Source organism: Corynebacterium kutscheri (assembly GCF_000980835.1).
In the GTDB taxonomy this organism is placed as follows: Bacteria; Actinomycetota; Actinomycetes; order Mycobacteriales; family Mycobacteriaceae; genus Corynebacterium; species Corynebacterium kutscheri.
In genome coordinates this window covers 1761961-1778372 of sequence record NZ_CP011312.1, presented here as the reverse complement: position 1 = coordinate 1778372, position 16412 = coordinate 1761961, and the positions used below count along the sequence as shown (strand labels likewise).

Genomic DNA, 16412 nt, shown 5'->3' with positions numbered 1-16412 from the left:
CCAATGATAAGCAAGAGGAAAAAGGGAATTGTTCTAGTGGGATGTCTTTTTAGATTGGGAAATTATTGTCTTAAAATATATCGACGAGGTGGTATTGTTACCGTATCGTTATAGGGATGGGATAGCTGCGCTGTTTATCCTTAAGGTCATGTCGTCGAGAAGAAAAGTGAACTAAAAGTGGGATTCCACCAGAAATCACGACTCAATCGAGTAAGCTCCACCCGGTCTATTCCGCTGCGCCTTGCCACTGGTGGCATGTTGGCTGTGCTAGCAGTTGGTGGGACAAGCGTAGTAGTAGCTAAAAAAGATGTCACCATTGATGTCAATGGTGAGCGTATTCAGCTAGCTACCTTAAGCTCAGACGTTAGTGGTGCTTTAAAGCAGGCCGGAATTAGTGTTAGCGACAAGGATATTGTTTCTCCAGCACTATCGACTACTTTGGCACACGGCAATCACATTATGGTGAAAACCGCCAAGCAAGTTTCAGTAGTTGTTGACGGTAAACCACGAACTATTGATACCAACGCTACTACGGTTGAGGAACTTATCACTCAGCTAGAAGATGTCTCGATAAACATTGATGCCCTGGCACTGAGTAAGTCCGCCGATACCAAAATTGGTTCCGAGGGCTTAAAAATTGATGTGGTTACTCCGAAAGTTATTACGCTTAACGACGGCGGTAAGACCGTGTACACCGCTATTGCTGCGGCTACTGTTGCCGATGTGTTAACTGCTCGCGGAATCCGCGTTGACCAGGATGATATTGTTACCCCAGCTTTAACCACGCCGGTGGTAAAGAATATGAATATCACGGTCGAGCACGTTGAGGTCACCGAGTTAAACGGTAGGGAAACCTACGAGGTAGAACCGACCTATATTGACGACCCCACGGTATACCAAGGCGAAGAAACTGTTATCACTGAGCCAGTCAGCGGTGAGCGTGATGTTACTCGAAAAATTACCACTACCAATGGTGCTGAATCCGCAAATGAAATCGTGCGGGAAAATATTCTCACTCCAGCAATAGCTGCCACTATCAAGCGTGGTACTAAAGAACCTAGCACTGCTCCAGCTGTTGCTAGCGGTTCGGTGTGGGATGAATTAGCTCAATGTGAGGCTACTGGTAACTGGGCAATTAATACTGGCAATGGTTTTTATGGTGGCCTGCAATTTACCGCCCAAACCTGGCTTGGCTTTGGTGGTGGGGAATACGCCCCTTATGCACATATGGCTACTAGAGAAGAACAAATCGCAATTGCGCAAAAAGTACAAGCAGCCCAAGGTTGGGGTGCTTGGCCAGCATGTACCTCGAAAATGGGACTTCGCTAGGTAAAAAATATCGTCGACAAGGAAAAATTAAAGAAACACACTGTATTTTTAGCTAAGTGGAGTAAATAATCAGCTAGAAAACAGTGTGTTTTCTTTTTCTTTGTAGTGAAGTCGTAGCAAACGGTGGCTTTCAGGTAAATTTTTATCTCATGAGCAAGGCACAGTTGTTAGGCCCAGTAGAGATTCGTCAGTTGGCAGAGACCTTAGATATTCAGCCGACCAAAAAACTTGGCCAAAATTTCGTTCACGACCCCAACACTGTGCGCATGATTGTATCTGCCGCAGAGCTATTACCGCAGGATCACGTTATTGAGGTCGGCCCTGGCTTGGGCTCATTGACCCTTGCCCTATTGGAAACCGTAGAAAAAGTTACTGCCGTTGAGATTGATCCGCGTCTGGCCGCCCAATTACCGATTACGGTTTCTCAGCGTGCAGCAGAACTAAGCAATCGGCTGGAGCTTATCCACCAAGATGCACTAAAAATTACCGCCACCGATATTCACCATCCCACCGCGTTAGTAGCCAATTTGCCCTATAACGTTAGTGTGCCGGTGTTACTGCATCTATTAGAGATTTTTCCGAGCATCAACCGAGTGCTAGTTATGGTGCAAGCAGAGGTTGCAGATCGGCTATCGGCACAACCTGGCTCGAAAATTTATGGGGTACCTAGTGTTAAAGCTAGCTACTATGGCAAAGTATCTAGAGCAGGTGCAATTGGAAAAAATGTCTTTTGGCCAGCACCAAAAATTGAATCCGGTTTGGTACGCATTGACCGCTACCAACCAAGCCCGTGGACACTAAGCACTAAGCAGCTCTTCCCGCTTATCGACGCCGCTTTCGCACAGCGTCGCAAAACTTTACGTGCTGCACTAAGCGGCTATTTTGGTAGTGCTCAACTCGCTGGTCAAGCTTTAGAAAAAGCAGGTATTGATCCTAGTTTGCGGGGCGAAAAATTAAGTATCAACGATTATGTGCGCTTAGCCGAGGTAGCGTAAATGACTACGGTACAAGCACGTGGCTATGCCAAGGTAAATTTGCACCTAGGAGTTGGCGCACTACGCGAAGATGGCTATCACGAGCTGTCTACTATTTTCCAAGCGCTTGATCTCTACGATGAGATTACATTGACTACTTGCGTTGGCGATGGGGTACTTAGCCTAGATTGCTCTGGCGCGCCGGGAGTACCCACTGATGCGACAAATTTGTTGTGGCAAGCAGTAGAAAAACTTTATGCTCTGCATCAAGGAGAACCCTTTGGAGTACAGATCACCTTAAAAAAAGGGATTCCAACTGCGGGAGGTATGGCCGGAGGCAGTGCTGATGCAGCTGCTGGTCTGCGCGCAATGAATAAGCTTATTAGCCCGGCAGTAAGTGAGGAAACTTTATTGGCTCTGGCTGCTGAGCTAGGCAGCGATGTGCCTTTTACTTTGGTTGGCGGCACTCAACAAGCTACTGGACGAGGAGAAATTTTAACGCCAGTACTTAGCCGAGGTAGCTATTACTGGGCACTAGCTTTTTCCCACGAGGGATTATCAACCCCGACGGTATTTAAAAAATTAGATACTTTAGAGCGAACCCCAGTATTAGCGGTAGAAGAATTGAAGGCTGCGTTGCGCAGCGGTGATCCACATGAACTAGCCGCTTATTTACATAATGATATGCAAGCAGCAGCAATTTCTTTACAACCACGGCTGCGTCGAGTGTTAGCAGCAGGTAAAAACGCAGGTGCGTTAGCCGCAATCGTTTCCGGTTCCGGGCCAACGTGTGCCTTTTTATGCGAAGATGCCCACATAGCTGAGGAGGTAGCTGCAGAATTGCGGCTGCTCGGTAAAGCAATAACAGCGTGTTCACCTGCCCCAGGAGCACGGGTAGAAGAGGTAATAGAGTAAAAACGTGGCTAATTTAATCAATTTAGAAAACGTAACCAAGTCTTTTGGCCTGATTACCCCGCTCGATTCGGTTAGTTTAGGGGTTCAAACTGGCGATCGCATTGGGGTAGTTGGCCTTAATGGTGGTGGTAAAACCACTTTGTTAGAAGTCCTCGCTGGAATTGAAGCACCTGATAGTGGTCGAGTAAGTCATAATTCGCAGTTGCGTATGGCCGTAGTTACCCAGCGCGCAGAACTTGACCCAACAGCAACCGTTGCTGAGGTAGTTATTGGTTCGCTGGATCTAGAAATATTTGAGTGGGCATCAAATGCCAAAGTCCGTGAAGTTTTAGCTGGCCTGGGCATTATAAATTTTGGCTTAGACACATTAGTTGGTGATCTTTCTGGTGGCGAACGTCGTCGAGTTAATCTTGCTGCAGCCTTAGTACACGATCTAGATTTAATTGTGCTCGACGAGCCTACCAACCATTTAGATGTGGAAGGTGTGCAGTGGTTAGCTGATCACCTATTAGCGCGCAAGATAGCAGTTGTGGTTGTTACCCACGATAGGTGGTTTTTAGATACCGTGGCCACCAAAACCTGGGAAGTCCACGATGGCCAGGTAGATGCCTATGAAGGTGGTTATAACGATTGGATTTTCGCCCGAGCAGAACGTGCCCGTCAAGCAGATGCTATGGAACAACGGCGCCAAAACCTTGCCCGTAAAGAGTTAGCCTGGCTACGACGAGGAGCCCCCGCACGAACCTCAAAACCTCGGTATCGTATTGAGGCCGCTGAAGCATTAATTGCTGATGTGCCAGAGCATCGAAACAAGATTGAACTGATGGCTTTTTCCCAACAACGCCAAGGAAAAGTTGTTGTTGAACTAGAAGATGCACGCATAGAAGCCCCGGATAAAAAGGTACTTGTTGATCGACTGACCTGGCGGCTTGCTCCTGGAGAACGTATCGGCCTAGTAGGGGTTAATGGTTCCGGAAAAACTACTTTATTGCGTACCTTAGCTGGTGAATACCCACTTGCCGCTGGCAAACGTATCGAGGGACGTACTGTACGCATGGGGTGGTTACGCCAGGAACTCGATGATCTTGATCCCACAATGCGATTGTTGGATGCAGTAGAAGATGTAGCATCGTATGTCCGGCTAGGTAAAAAAGAGCTTTCGGCTTCCCAACTTGCTGAACGCTTGGGTTTTTCACCGAAACGACAGCGCACTCCGGTAGGTGATCTTTCTGGTGGTGAACGTCGCCGTTTGCAACTAACTAGAGTGCTTATGAGCGAGCCAAACCTTTTGCTTCTCGACGAGCCAACCAACGATCTTGATATTGATACTCTCCAAGAGTTAGAAGCTTTATTAGATAGCTGGGCGGGAACACTTGTTGTGATCTCGCACGATCGTTATCTTATTGAACGTATTGCCGATAGTACCTGGGCATTATTTGGCGACGGTAGGTTAAGCAATCTACCTGGTGGAATTGATGAGTATATGCAGCGTCGAAAAGCATTAACCGCTCAAACAGCAGTCATTGATTTAGGAATACATACAAAAGAAACCCCGGTCGCAGAAACAACGCCTAAGATTAGCGCGCGTGAAGAACGTGAGTTGAATAAGCAAATGAATGCGTTAGAGCGAAAAATGGCAAAACTTGCCGAACGCATTGAGCAATTAACCGCAGATATGACTAGTGCCGCCGAAAAGCTAGAAACAGAACGCCTCCAAGAACTTAATGATCAATTAATAGCTGTAACCGGTGAACATGAAGAGTTAGAAATGCAGTGGCTGGAATTGGGAGAAAAATTAGAGCATTAGCCTAAAAGAAAGTAGGTTCTTAAAAAGAACTCGGCGTAGACAAGAGCGTCGTTGCTAAACTGGGCGCCATGATTTTGATTAATGTGCGCTATAAAGTGCGACCAGAATATGCAGAGTCTTTCCTTTCTGAGGTGGAATGGTTTACCGAAGCTACTCGTAATGAGGAAGGAAATATTTTCTTCGAGTGGTATCGCGATCCGCAGAAAACTAATGAATTCTTGCTTATCGAGGCCTTCCACGACGATGCCGATGTTGCACACGTAACAAGTCAACATTTTCAGCGTGCCCAAGAAGAGCTTCCACAGTATTTCCTAGAAACTCCCGACATTATTAACACCAAGATTCCAGGAAAGCTGACGTGGGATAAGCTCACTGAATTTGAGGTGAAATAACCAGTTTTCATACTGTGAGTCAGAAAAACTGATAAGGATACCGACCATGGTGAAAAAGGACCTTAGCGCAGCTGGGAGTAATCAAGAAAAGATTTACTCCCCAAAGCTTTCCAAGAAGGCCTACGAAAAAGAGCTCAAACGCTTGCAAGCCGAATTGGTTGATATGCAACAGTGGGTAGTAGAAACTGGTGCTCGTCTCGTAGTTATCATGGAAGGCAGAGATGCTGCTGGTAAAGGCTCCGCCATTAAGCGCATAACCCAGTATCTTAATCCGCGTACCTGCCGTATCGAAGCCCTACCAGCGCCCAATTCCAGGGAGCGGGGGCAGTGGTATTTTCAGCGTTATGTAGAAAAACTACCTACTGCCGGTGAGATAGTTATCTTTGATCGTTCATGGTACAACCGTGCTGGGGTGGAGCGGGTCATGGGTTTTGCTAGCCCATGGGAATATCGTCGCTTTTTGCAGCAAGCCCCTATCTTCGAACAATTATTAGTTGAAGATGGAATTATGCTGCGCAAATACTGGTTTTCAGTATCGGATGAAGAACAAATTGCGCGTTTTCAATCTCGTCGTAATGATCCTTTACGACGCTGGAAACTATCGCCTATGGATCTACAATCAATTACTCGCTGGGAAGAATATTCGCGTGCAAAAGATGAGATGTTTATCCATACCGATATTCCAGCAGCTCCTTGGTACACCGTGGAATCGGAAGATAAAAAACGCAGCCGAATTAATGTGATTAGCCATCTTCTATCTACTATTCCTTATGAGAAAATTGAGGTAGATATTCCAGAGATCCCTCAGCGTCCGGTATCTTATTCTTCCTATCAGCGCCCACCGCGTTCACATTTTCGCTATGTTCCCGATGTGGCGGCTGAATTGGAATCGAGAAATAAGAAGAAAAAATCTTCTGAAAACCACTAGCCAATAAGCTCTGTGGCTGAAAAATTCCAGCCACAGAGCTTAGCTTTAATTATTTTTCCTGGATAAGCGAATGCAAGGTGGTGATAACGCCTTCTTCGGCATTACTGGGGGCAATAAAATCCGCTATCTCTTTAATATGCGGGTGAGCGTTATCCATAGCGTAGCTGGTTCCCGCAGTCTGGATTAGTTCCAGATCATTAAGGAAATCACCAAAGGCTAAGGTTTGAGTTATCGGGATATCCATAGCTTGGGCAAGCTGTTGGAGAGCAATTCCTTTATTTGCTTTTGGATTCATTACATCAATCCAATGCGCACCAGAAACTGAGATATTAACCTGCTGTGCCGCCTGTGTAAACAGAGGGTACGCTGCTGTTTCGGCATCGGGAACAGAATAAATAGCAATCTTTATTACCTCGTCATTAACCATGGCGTAGAGATCTTCCACAGCAGTGAGCTTGGCATAGTAACGCGTGTATTCCGTTAAGAAATCAGAATCATTGTGTTGGATATATGCGCCATCGGCACGGCACAAAATTAATCCCCACTCCATATCTGGATACGCATAGAACGTATCTAAGAGTTTGATAACACATTCTTTATCAAGGGCAGTCAGCGAAATAATTTCGCCTTGGTGGTACACCACCGTTCCATTTTCGGCAATAAAACTTATATTTTTAGCACGGGAAAATTGCTCTTGAAGTGTGAAAAGTTGACGTCCAGAAGCCGGGGCAAAGGTGATACCGCGTAGATGAAGTTCGTCGAGAAGCGGCCAAAAGCTATCGGGGATAGCGTGGTCGTTATTGAGTAATGTGCCGTCCATATCTGAGACAACCAGGCGGTAATCCATGTGTTTTCCTCACATTGGTATAGGTGGGATTCTTATTCATGGTAGTAAGCAGAAGCGAGGAGAAAAAATTCGGTGGTATGCAACACCGATCAATACAACTGAGTCTCATTACTCGGAGGTTACTGTGTAGTGTGAATCGGTGGTGTTACAAAAACAAGTTAAAACACGTGGGTGTGCAATCAGTATTGTGATTTTAAAAAGATCCAAGCCACAGCACAGAGAGATTACACCGCACGTATTTTATTACTTTGTCTTGATCGAAACTACTACAGTATGAGTGTTATCGCCGGGGAGAAATTACCCTAAAGAAACTTCAATCGTGCCGTCGCTAAGCGAGAGCGTTGCAGTGGTATGAAATTCATCTGTTTCTAGTGGAATACCCCGGAAAAGCGCATAACTATTAATAGCAGTAGCACGATCGGTAGTGTCATTGAGAGTATTCAGAGTTGCTTGGGTGGCATAGACCGTTGGCTGTGGCAGGCGCAGCGCTGGCCCATCGAGGAGAACAAGCGCACTAGTATCGTCATCGAAATGCACAAAAGCATGTGCCCAATGCTTGATAATTGGTTTGGCTACCTCATCAAAGTGTAACAGCTGTGCTTGTGCGGAAGAGGTTTCTGTGCGTAGTAGTTCAGGGATTGCGTAATCGGTGGCAAAACGTTTGATTTCTAGGGCACCTTGAGAAATTGGCAGTTTGCTTGTACGCGGATCATCATAAGACCACCACCACACATTATCGCGTAGTGTTGCCACTAATACTGCATGGTAAATCTGATTATTTATCGTACAGGTAGATTCTTTTGCGTTTAGTGCGCACAGTGGTTGTGGGTGGCGGGCATGGAAAAGAAATTGCGATTCTTGAGACATTAATGCTGTGCGAGCATAGAGTTCATCAATATTCATCGCACCAATGAGGCTACGAGTAGTTAGATCAATGCTATGAATATGGCCATTTTCAGCAATATCAACCTGATTGTGAAGAATACGAATATCAAGGTCACGCCTACCGGCATAGGCAGTAAGAGCACGTATTACCTCAGTAGTTGAGTTTTGGGCATTAAAATGAGCCAACCCGAGCGCAAGGGTTTGTCGAATCGGGATAAGAATAGTGCAGTCGATAATAATGACATCATAACCAGTATCGGTGGGCACAAGAAAAGCCGGTCCGGGCCCAAAAATAGTACGGGCAGCATCGATAAGCTCATTGGTGGCGGGTAGCTGACCATGAAGCTCTGCTACGGCAAAAGGAGCTTCACGCTGCCACTGCCATTGATCATCTTGAACACAAGCTACTCGCTGTGCGGCAAAGCTATGATCACCTGCGTCTACTTGGTAACCATCATCGGTGCGGCGAAAGTGGTGTTCGGTGGGGATTGGAATAAGTTGTCGATAGCTTTCATCTGCTTCAATGCGAGCAAAGTGTCCATCAAGTACAACCTCGGTAAGGGTTGTGGGATCAGTAAGGTGCATAAAGGTTCCTCAAAATTAAATCCTGGCACAAAAGTTTCTTCTTATCTTATTCTTTCTTGTCTTTGTGGTGTGAAAGTCAACCTGGTGGTATACCAGCTAAGAATAAAAAATGCCTTGCATCGCAGCTAGCGATAGCAAGGCACAATAGTGGTAACCAGTAGGTTTATTAAATCTCTTGTGAAGGAATGCGCTGAGGCAGTACTTTTCGGCTTGTTTTAGCAATGTGCTCAACAACGCGAATAACTTGGTTGGAATAACCATATTCGTTGTCGTACCACACATACAGAATCAGGTGATTGCCGGTGGCGATAGTAGCAAGACCATCGACGATTCCGGCATGTGTAGAGCCAACAAAATCGCTGGAAACAACCTCTGGGGAATGAGTGTAGGCAATCTGTTGGCGTAAATCGGAGTACAAGGAGACCTTATCCATAAGGGTATTTACCTCGTCACGGGTTACCTCTTTATCTAAGGTGAGGTGAAGCACTGCCATGGATACATCTGGGGTGGGAACCCGGATAGCGTTTCCGGTAAGTTTTCCGGTTAGCTCTGGTAATGCCTTAGCAACAGCTTTGGCTGCGCCGGTTTCGGTGAGCACCATATTCAAACCAGCTGCGCGTCCGCGTCGCTCGCCCTTATGGAAGTTATCAATGAGGTTTTGGTCATTGGTAAAAGAGTGCACTGTTTCTACATGCCCGTATTGCACCCCATAGTGATCGTTGATCACTTTTAGGACTGGGGTAATGCCATTAGTAGTACATGATGCAGCGGTAATAATTTGATCGCCATTATCAATATCGAGGTGGTTGATACCGTAGACGATATTGGGCAGATCCCCCTTACCCGGTGCGGTCAGCACTACTTTCTTTACTCCGGTAGATTGTAAATGTCGGCTTAAACCCTCCCGGTCACGCCAGCGGCCAGTATTGTCGATAACGATAGCGTCATTAATGCCATAGGCAGTGTAATCAATGGTGGCTGGATCCTGAGAGTAGATGACTTGGATCTTGGTGCCATTTGCCCAAATGATGTCATTGTCTTCATCAACAGTGATGGTGCCGGTAAAAGGACCATGTACGGAATCTCGACGAAGTAACGAAGCACGCTTGATAAGATCTTGCTCGCCATTTTTGCGAACGACGATAGCTCGTAGATGTGCTCCATTGGTGGCTTCGCGATGAATAAGGATACGTGCGAGCAGTCGACCAATCCGGCCGAAACCATAAAGAACAATGTCCTGATTGGGAAGAGTATTGTTGCAGCCAATAACTTCGGCTAGTTCAGTGCGTAGAAACTCGATGAGGTTTCCGCCAACTTCGCGGTATTTTATTGCTAACCGGCCAAGATCAATGGAACTAGCTGTGAGATCAAGAGTGGTTAATGCTTGCACAATAGGCAAAGTATCTGCTGGGCTGAGCTCAGAAGTAGAGCTAAGTCGCGAGTAACGGTGTGCCTTAATAATCTCAATATCGGTGCTATTGATAAGTAATCGACCGCATATAGAAACGGTCACATTATTGTGGTGCAACTGTTTGATAAGTGGCAGCATCGCATAAGCAGTAGTGATTTTTTCATTCCAGTCTTGAGCCATAGTGCGTTCATACGTCCTTGTGGTCTTAAGGGGAGTCAAATATGTGCCATAGTCCTGGCAACGCAAGCCATGCTAACGCATAAATCCAGTTAATAAGGTGGATAAGGGGTAGATAATGCCACAAAAAGGGGGAGTGCTATTTTTGTTTTATTTGTTTTTATTACATCATTGTGGGTACTTAGCTAAAAACTCACATGAAGGAAGAAGAAACCAAATGAGCCATTATGTGTTGCGCGGTAGATGAGGCTTATCGACGAATGTCGAAACCAGCTAAGACAACTGGGAGCAAAGACTAAGAACTAGGTAGACTTTGGTACCTAGCACAATCGCTTTTATTGGTACGTACGCGGTGTACGTACCGGCCTACCTATGGTGAAGGATTCTTGTTTTTATGTTTCACGCCGTTATCTACGCCCTATTGGACTCATTAAATGTCTTACTCATCGGGCTGATCGTAGTAGTCGGTGTGATGCAACCTAAAAATGGTAAATACGGCAAAATCGTTAGTTTACTTATTGCTGGTGATTGGCTGGGAGTATTCCTGCTGGCACTAGTGACGATGTTTATTTTTGATGGCCTAGGAGAGATTGTAAAAACCCTAGTAGAATCTCCTACCTTTGGCATTATCTTGATTGTGGTGGGAGTTATTAGTTTCTTCCTAGCACTAAAAGGTGGGGATTCCACTGAGCTGATGGCCAAACTGCTACCACCACTACAGCGGCCATCAATAAAAACTTTTTTTGGTGGAATGGCACTAGGAATGATCCAATCAGTAACCTCAGCGCCCTTTTTTGCCGGCATTGCGGTACTAAGCGCAGGAGATTTTTCAGTTATGGTGCGCTATGTAGGCATGTTTTTTTATGCCAGCTTGGCATTAAGCTTGCCTTTTCTTACCGCACTGTTAGTGGCCATGGTTCGTCACTACCCAGAAAGCCCTGCCGGACGCTTTTTTATGTGGATGCGAGGACACAAAGATCAAGCTAGCCAATATTCGGGCTATTTTATCGCCATCGTCTTAATCGCGATGGGTGTCCTGCATCTATAAAAACAGTTCTTTATTGGTGTGAGAATTAATCAGCAACCATCGGGAATAGCTCGAATTCGGGATGCTCTTTTTCGATAAAAGCAAGCTTCCACTTATCACCAAAAAGTGCCACTAATTCACCATCGGTACGAGTAAAAATTTCCACACCGCGTTGTTTAGCAAGTTCAGGAGCAGTTTTATTAGTGGTGCGTCGGGCAACCGAATAAGGGATAGGATCGGCAACAGTTTCGACGTTGTATTCATTATCCATACGTGCCATCATCACTTCGAACTGCATTGGACCCACCGCAGCCATAACTGGTGCAGCATCACCTCGGGCGTCGTTACGCAAAATCTGTACCACACCTTCGGCTGCTAATTGATCCAGTGCCTTACGGAACTGCTTATACTTGCCCAAGCTTTTAGCTCGTAGGGTACGGAAGTGCTCTGGCGCGAATTGCGGCATTGGTGGATATTGAACCTTACGGCCAGCATAAATGGTATCGCCAGGAGCAAGCGAACCCGCATTGACCAAACCAACAATATCGCCAGGGAAAGCTGTTTCTACTGTCGAGCGAGTCCGACCAAAGACAGTGAGTGCGTATTTAGTAGAAAAACTACGCCCAGATTGCGCATGTGTTACCTGCATACCACGATCAAACTCACCAGAAACAATACGCATAAAAGCTAAAGAATCGCGGTGGTTTTTATCCATACCCGCCTGAACCTTGAAAATAACACCAGAGAAATCATCGGTGACTTCTCGTTGAGCATCGATAGCTGAAGTAGCTGTAGCAACGACTGACTCATCAGAGTTACGGCCAGCAGGTGCTGGAGCCAGAGCACACAAGGTATCAAGGATTTGATGCACCCCAAAATTAAGCATTGCCGAGGCAAAAATCAGTGGTGAGGTTTCGCCTTCTAAAAATAGTTCCTGATTATGCAAAGCACCATCGGCAGCAAGAAGCTCTACTTCCTCAGCAGCAGTTTCCCAAGCCTCTTCTTCTTTTTCTAAGGCAGCCTCTGGGGCGAAAAGTTCTTCAGGAGCAATAGTCGAACCACCCGCAGTACGCAGGAAGTGAATGTATTGCTCAGCTTCACCATCATCGTTAATACGCGCCAGGCCGCGGAAATCGCCCGCTTCGCCTACCGGCCAAAAAAGGGGAGTAGGTTGCAGATCAATCTCGGTAACGATCTCATCGACTAATTCTAGGGGAGTACGACCTGGACGGTCCCATTTGTTAATGACCGTGATAATAGGCAAGCCACGTGCTTTACACACTTTAAAAAGTTTTAAGGTCTGTGGCTCTAAACCTTTTGCTGCGTCGATAAGCATAACGGCGGCATCAACAGCGGTCAGCACGCGGTAGGTATCTTCGGAGAAATCTGCGTGACCTGGGGTATCGACCAAGTTAATCATATAAGGTTTGCCAGTATGGCCTTCTGGAGCATACTCAAATTGCAATGCTGAGGAAGCGATGGAAATACCGCGATCTTTTTCCATCTCCATCCAGTCCGACACAGTGGCTTTACGCCCAGCCTTGCCGTGGACAGCACCAGCCTCCGAGATCATATGCGCGTGCAATGCCAGTGCCTCGGTGAGTGTGGATTTACCAGCATCAGGGTGGGCAATAACAGCGAATGTACGACGGCGTGAAGCCTCGGCAGTGGTTGAGCTCATAAACTAACAGAATAATGCCCCCGACAAGTTGTGCCCAACTCAGTGAGCTATATGTGGCTACGATTGTTTTTACCGTAGCCACATGCACCCTAACCAGTACCGGCTAGAGCAAGCTAGTTAACTACGAGAATGAATCTTATTTTGGGCTGCGACCAAACCTTCGCTAATGATAATTTTTACGGCCTCGGCAGCAGTATGAGACATACTCATGACAGCAGCATCCTCGACGGGGCTAAGTACATAATCTGCTACCTTTACCCCTTGCGGTGGGCGAGAAATTCCCATGCGCACGCGCAAATAATCCCGGGTGCCTAAAAGCGCGGTGGCAGATTTTAAACCATTATGGCCATTTTCATTGCCGCCCTTTTTTAAACGAATTTTTCCTTGGGGCAGGTCCAGCTCATCGTGAAGAATAATCACGTTTTCTGGGCTCAACCCATTTTCAGCCATAATTGGGACGATAGCTTCCCCGGAGTTATTCATATACGTTGTGGAACGTAGTACGGATACTTCCTGATCCCCAATGCGAATCCGTGCTTCTTGTACCGGCAAACCTTTTCGTTGCACAAGGGCAGTCCCATTAAGTAGGGCATCGACACCAAGATAACCCACATTGTGCCGAGTCGATTGGTAGCGCGGACCAGGATTGCCCAAGCCAATCACAATCCAATCAGCAGCAGGTTGTTCTGTTGTGGAAGAACTAGCAGAAAAAAGAGAGCGTAAGAAATCAAAGAAACTCATAGGATTTTCACCAGGGATAGCAAGCGGATGTGACTAAGACAGTAAATGAGAGCTTACTCAACTTCAGTGAATTTACGATCCCATGCACTACGTACTGGGTTGGCATCAGCAAGGACAATATCGAAGCGATCATTAGCAATCTCCACGATTTCGCTTAATGCAACTCGATGTTCTTGTTCTGGAGAATTAGCTAAACGACGTACCCCGGAATCAATAATGCTGTGCACCGTGTCATTGGTATCAAGACAGGCAACAAAAGGCATATTGAATCGCTCGCGGTACGCATCGGCAATCTCTTTGATTTGTTCTTGTTCTACGTTATCAAGTTCATCAATACCTAGTGATCCCCGAGCTAGACTTAGCTGGGCTGCTTCAGAATCAGTTGCTAAGAGAAGTTCAGCCATATCTGGGTAGTCATGAATTAATGCTTCTCGACGGTGTTCATCGGCAGTAAGAACCGCTACTTGAATAGCCTCGCGTAAATCAGAAATATCTGTAAAAGGACGCGCTTGCCAAGCCTGTTCTAATGGCCATACTTGGTCGTTGAAAAGCGGCCGCAAGGTAGAAACAAATTCTTCAGTGTTCATGGCATTAATCTCAGCCAAGCTCACTCCTTCGCCTGCAGCGTTACGTGCTACAGAAGCGCCAGATTGTTGACCAATATGGAAGAACAAAATATTAAGAATAATTGCGGTTACTGCGCCAATAGACATACCAGAAGAAACAAAAATTTGTGCCCATTGTGGCATAGCTTGGGCGATCTCTGGCTTAAAAGTTACCAGCATAGCCAGCCCCAAAGCAGTGGTGACGATAACTGCATTACGGTTATCGTTCATATCTGTTTTAGCGATAGTTTGTAAACCTACCCAGGCGACATTGGCGAACATCGCTAGTGAGGCAGCACCAAGTACTGGAGCTGGGATGGAAGCAACAATCGCACCAGCTTTAGGCAGCAGGCCGAGTACAATCATAAACCCAGCAGCAGAAACCGCTACCCACCGTGATTTCACACCAGTGATGCGCACCAAACCAACATTTTGGGCAAAGCAAGTGTAGGGGAACGAGTTCATAATTCCGCCTAAGAAAGTAGACAATCCATCTGCCCGAATAGCACGTTTAATATCGTCTGTGCGGATACGCTTTTTTACGATCTCACCGGTGGCAAACACATCACCAGTAGTTTCCACCATGGTAATGATCATGACGATAATCATGGAGAAAATAGCAGAGAGGTTAAAAACTGGGGTACCAAAATAAAAGGGCGTGGTAATACCTAAAACGGAAGCTTCAGAAACCGCAGACATAGAAGCGTCGCCAAGCAAAATAGCTATGAGCGTGCCTAAAACCAAACCAATAAGAATAGCTAAAGTGCCTAAGAAGCCCCGGAAGAAACGCTGCACCAAAATAATGACGGTTAAGGTGCCAAAAGCATAGCCAAGATCATGCCCAGAAGGAATTCCTTCGGCATAGTTGACAAAGTCATTTGCAGAAACTGCGAGCAACGACGTGCCCATGACCAGCAAAACAGTGCCAGTAACTACTGGTGGGAAAAAACGTAGGAATTTAGCAAAAATTGGGGTTACAAAGAAAGTAAATAACCCCGCGACAATAACTGCACCATAAATGGTGGGCAAGGATTCCACTCCACCAGAACCATTAGTAACACTTAAGCCAATGGCAATAATTGGCGCAACGGCAGTAGTAGTGACACCTTGGATAATGGGTAGACGCACACCAATGTGCTTGCCAATGCCAACTGTTTGAATCAAGGTAGCAATGCCACAGGTGAGCAAGTCAGCATTGATGAGGTGGATAGTGGTTTCGGTATCGAGATTAAGGGAGCCCGCAATAAGTAATGGCACGATTACCGCGCCAGCATAAAAAGCAAGCACATGCTGTAGTCCAAGAGCAGCTAGTTTTGGTGGGGGTGGAACATGATCGACGGGATGAGAAAGCGAGGTAGTCGCTACGGTGGTCAAGAAGCTCTCCTAAAAAGACAAATAAATGCCAGAGGGATAAAATAAGCATGCAAAAGTGCAGCTCCGATTACTTTAAACCACCTTTTGTTATAGAAAGAAGTTAGCGAGGGTTTAGCATAGCTAGGAAAGAATAAAATAGCGGTATTCGAGGTTTGATCTAACACATTGATTGTGTAGTAGATACTTTGCCCATTGTTCATGAAAGCGCCTTAGAAAAATAAATCGTAAGCTACGTTTGGGCAAAGATATTCATAGATCAGATAAAGCAGATATATGAGTTGGAAAGAGACACGCAATCCGTCTATCAATTACGTATTGATTTATCATTATGATGGAAGCTTGTGTTTCAGATTTTTAGCTAGAAATAGACAGCGATGACTGTTGTGGGTTTTGGAGTGACAACATCTGACTCCATCTAAATAGCTTATTTATTAGAGTTCTTCTTCGTTTTCGTCTTCGGGGTTATGAACCCCAAGGTAAGGCACATGAAGAGGATCTTTTTCATTGTCGGGTATCTTTTTGACGCATTGTCGTATTCCGTCGATATGCTCGCTAAGGCTGTCGGTAATCGGTGCCCACATAGGATCAAGAATGAAATCAATCCCAGACCTACGGGCATGTTTTGCTGCTGGAACAAAGTCACTATCACCTGAAATCATAATGATTTGGTTGACCTGTTGTTTATCGGCGAGAGCTGCAATATCAAGATCGATTCTCATATCAACACCTTTTTG

14 protein-coding genes are annotated in these 16412 nt (G+C 45.9%); 7 read left to right on the top strand and 7 right to left on the bottom strand.

Translation table 11 applies throughout. From position 1 onward, the window contains the following. Positions 1-177: 177 nt before the first annotated feature. The 6 genes from UL82_RS08120 (at position 178) to ppk2 (ending at position 6345) form a co-directional block, all read left to right on the top strand. On the top strand, positions 178-1329 hold the full coding sequence (locus UL82_RS08120) for a resuscitation-promoting factor (protein WP_046440285.1): 1152 nt from the start codon (positions 178-180) through the stop codon (positions 1327-1329). Positions 1330-1478: 149 nt separating this feature from the next. Next, positions 1479-2324, top strand: coding sequence for a 16S rRNA (adenine(1518)-N(6)/adenine(1519)-N(6))-dimethyltransferase RsmA (gene rsmA / locus UL82_RS08115; RefSeq protein ID WP_046440283.1), 846 nt, complete (start codon positions 1479-1481; stop codon positions 2322-2324). Continuing rightward, positions 2325-3218, top strand: coding sequence for a 4-(cytidine 5'-diphospho)-2-C-methyl-D-erythritol kinase (locus UL82_RS08110; RefSeq protein WP_046440281.1), 894 nt, complete (start codon positions 2325-2327; stop codon positions 3216-3218). Positions 3219-3222: 4 nt separating this feature from the next. Beyond that, positions 3223-5025, top strand: a complete 1803-nt coding sequence (locus tag UL82_RS08105) for an ABC-F family ATP-binding cassette domain-containing protein (protein ID WP_046440279.1) — start codon at positions 3223-3225, stop codon at positions 5023-5025. A gap of 68 nt (positions 5026-5093) precedes the next feature. Further along, a complete protein-coding gene (locus tag UL82_RS08100; RefSeq protein ID WP_046440277.1) occupies positions 5094-5417 on the top strand; it encodes a putative quinol monooxygenase in 324 nt (107 codons plus the stop codon). A 46-nt stretch (positions 5418-5463) separates the two neighbouring features. After that, the gene (ppk2, locus tag UL82_RS08095) at positions 5464-6345 is read left to right on the top strand and encodes a polyphosphate kinase 2 (protein WP_046440275.1); all 882 of its coding nucleotides are present in this window, start codon (positions 5464-5466) and stop codon (positions 6343-6345) included. A 49-nt stretch (positions 6346-6394) separates the two neighbouring features. On the opposite strand, the gene UL82_RS08090 is transcribed toward ppk2, so the two are convergent. The 3 genes from UL82_RS08090 to UL82_RS08080 form a co-directional block, all read right to left on the bottom strand. Beyond that, the gene (locus UL82_RS08090) at positions 6395-7192 is read right to left on the bottom strand and encodes an HAD family hydrolase (protein WP_046440272.1); all 798 of its coding nucleotides are present in this window, start codon (positions 7190-7192) and stop codon (positions 6395-6397) included. Between the two features lie 297 nt (positions 7193-7489). Then, positions 7490-8662 carry a DUF6882 domain-containing protein gene (locus UL82_RS08085; protein ID WP_046440270.1) on the bottom strand — a complete coding sequence of 391 codons (1173 nt, stop codon included), beginning with the start codon at positions 8660-8662 and terminating at the stop codon, positions 7490-7492. 166 nt (positions 8663-8828) lie between these two features. Next, a complete protein-coding gene (locus tag UL82_RS08080) occupies positions 8829-10253 on the bottom strand; it encodes a glyceraldehyde-3-phosphate dehydrogenase (RefSeq protein WP_046440268.1) in 1425 nt (474 codons plus the stop codon). 391 nt (positions 10254-10644) lie between these two features. On the opposite strand from UL82_RS08080, the gene UL82_RS08075 reads away from it, so the two are divergent. Next, the gene (locus tag UL82_RS08075) at positions 10645-11298 is read left to right on the top strand and encodes a membrane protein (RefSeq protein ID WP_046440265.1); all 654 of its coding nucleotides are present in this window, start codon (positions 10645-10647) and stop codon (positions 11296-11298) included. 25 nt (positions 11299-11323) lie between these two features. Here the strand turns inward: UL82_RS08075 and UL82_RS08070 are convergent, their stop codons facing one another. From UL82_RS08070 to UL82_RS11440, 4 genes are all read right to left on the bottom strand, one after another. Beyond that, on the bottom strand, positions 11324-12958 hold the full coding sequence (locus UL82_RS08070) for a peptide chain release factor 3 (RefSeq protein WP_046440263.1): 1635 nt from the start codon (positions 12956-12958) through the stop codon (positions 11324-11326). Between the two features lie 117 nt (positions 12959-13075). Then, on the bottom strand, positions 13076-13699 hold the full coding sequence (pth, locus tag UL82_RS08065; RefSeq protein ID WP_046440262.1) for an aminoacyl-tRNA hydrolase: 624 nt from the start codon (positions 13697-13699) through the stop codon (positions 13076-13078). 53 nt (positions 13700-13752) lie between these two features. Then, entirely contained in the window at positions 13753-15678 is a 1926-nt protein-coding gene (locus UL82_RS08060) for a solute carrier family 23 protein (RefSeq protein WP_046440261.1), read from the bottom strand. 431 nt (positions 15679-16109) lie between these two features. Further along, positions 16110-16397: an NYN domain-containing protein gene (locus tag UL82_RS11440; protein WP_232009545.1), complete on the bottom strand. Its 288-nt coding sequence runs from the start codon at positions 16395-16397 to the stop codon at positions 16110-16112. Positions 16398-16412 lie beyond the last annotated feature (15 nt).

Excerpts from the sequence above, each read along its gene's own strand:
- UL82_RS08090 (WP_046440272.1), bottom strand. The coding sequence starts at position 7,192 with ATGGATTACCGCCTGGTTGTCTCAGATATGGACGGCACATTACTCAAT.
- rsmA (WP_046440283.1), top strand. The coding sequence starts at position 1,479 with ATGAGCAAGGCACAGTTGTTAGGCCCAGTAGAGATTCGTCAGTTGGCA.
- pth (WP_046440262.1), bottom strand. The coding sequence starts at position 13,699 with ATGAGTTTCTTTGATTTCTTACGCTCTCTTTTTTCTGCTAGTTCTTCC.
- UL82_RS08110 (WP_046440281.1), top strand. The coding sequence starts at position 2,325 with ATGACTACGGTACAAGCACGTGGCTATGCCAAGGTAAATTTGCACCTA.
- UL82_RS08080 (WP_046440268.1), bottom strand. The coding sequence starts at position 10,253 with ATGGCTCAAGACTGGAATGAAAAAATCACTACTGCTTATGCGATGCTG.
- UL82_RS08100 (WP_046440277.1), top strand. The coding sequence starts at position 5,094 with ATGATTTTGATTAATGTGCGCTATAAAGTGCGACCAGAATATGCAGAG.
- UL82_RS08085 (WP_046440270.1), bottom strand. The coding sequence starts at position 8,662 with ATGCACCTTACTGATCCCACAACCCTTACCGAGGTTGTACTTGATGGA.
- UL82_RS11440 (WP_232009545.1), bottom strand. The coding sequence starts at position 16,397 with ATGAGAATCGATCTTGATATTGCAGCTCTCGCCGATAAACAACAGGTC.
- ppk2 (WP_046440275.1), top strand. The coding sequence starts at position 5,464 with ATGGTGAAAAAGGACCTTAGCGCAGCTGGGAGTAATCAAGAAAAGATT.
- UL82_RS08075 (WP_046440265.1), top strand. The coding sequence starts at position 10,645 with ATGTTTCACGCCGTTATCTACGCCCTATTGGACTCATTAAATGTCTTA.
- UL82_RS08070 (WP_046440263.1), bottom strand. The coding sequence starts at position 12,958 with ATGAGCTCAACCACTGCCGAGGCTTCACGCCGTCGTACATTCGCTGTT.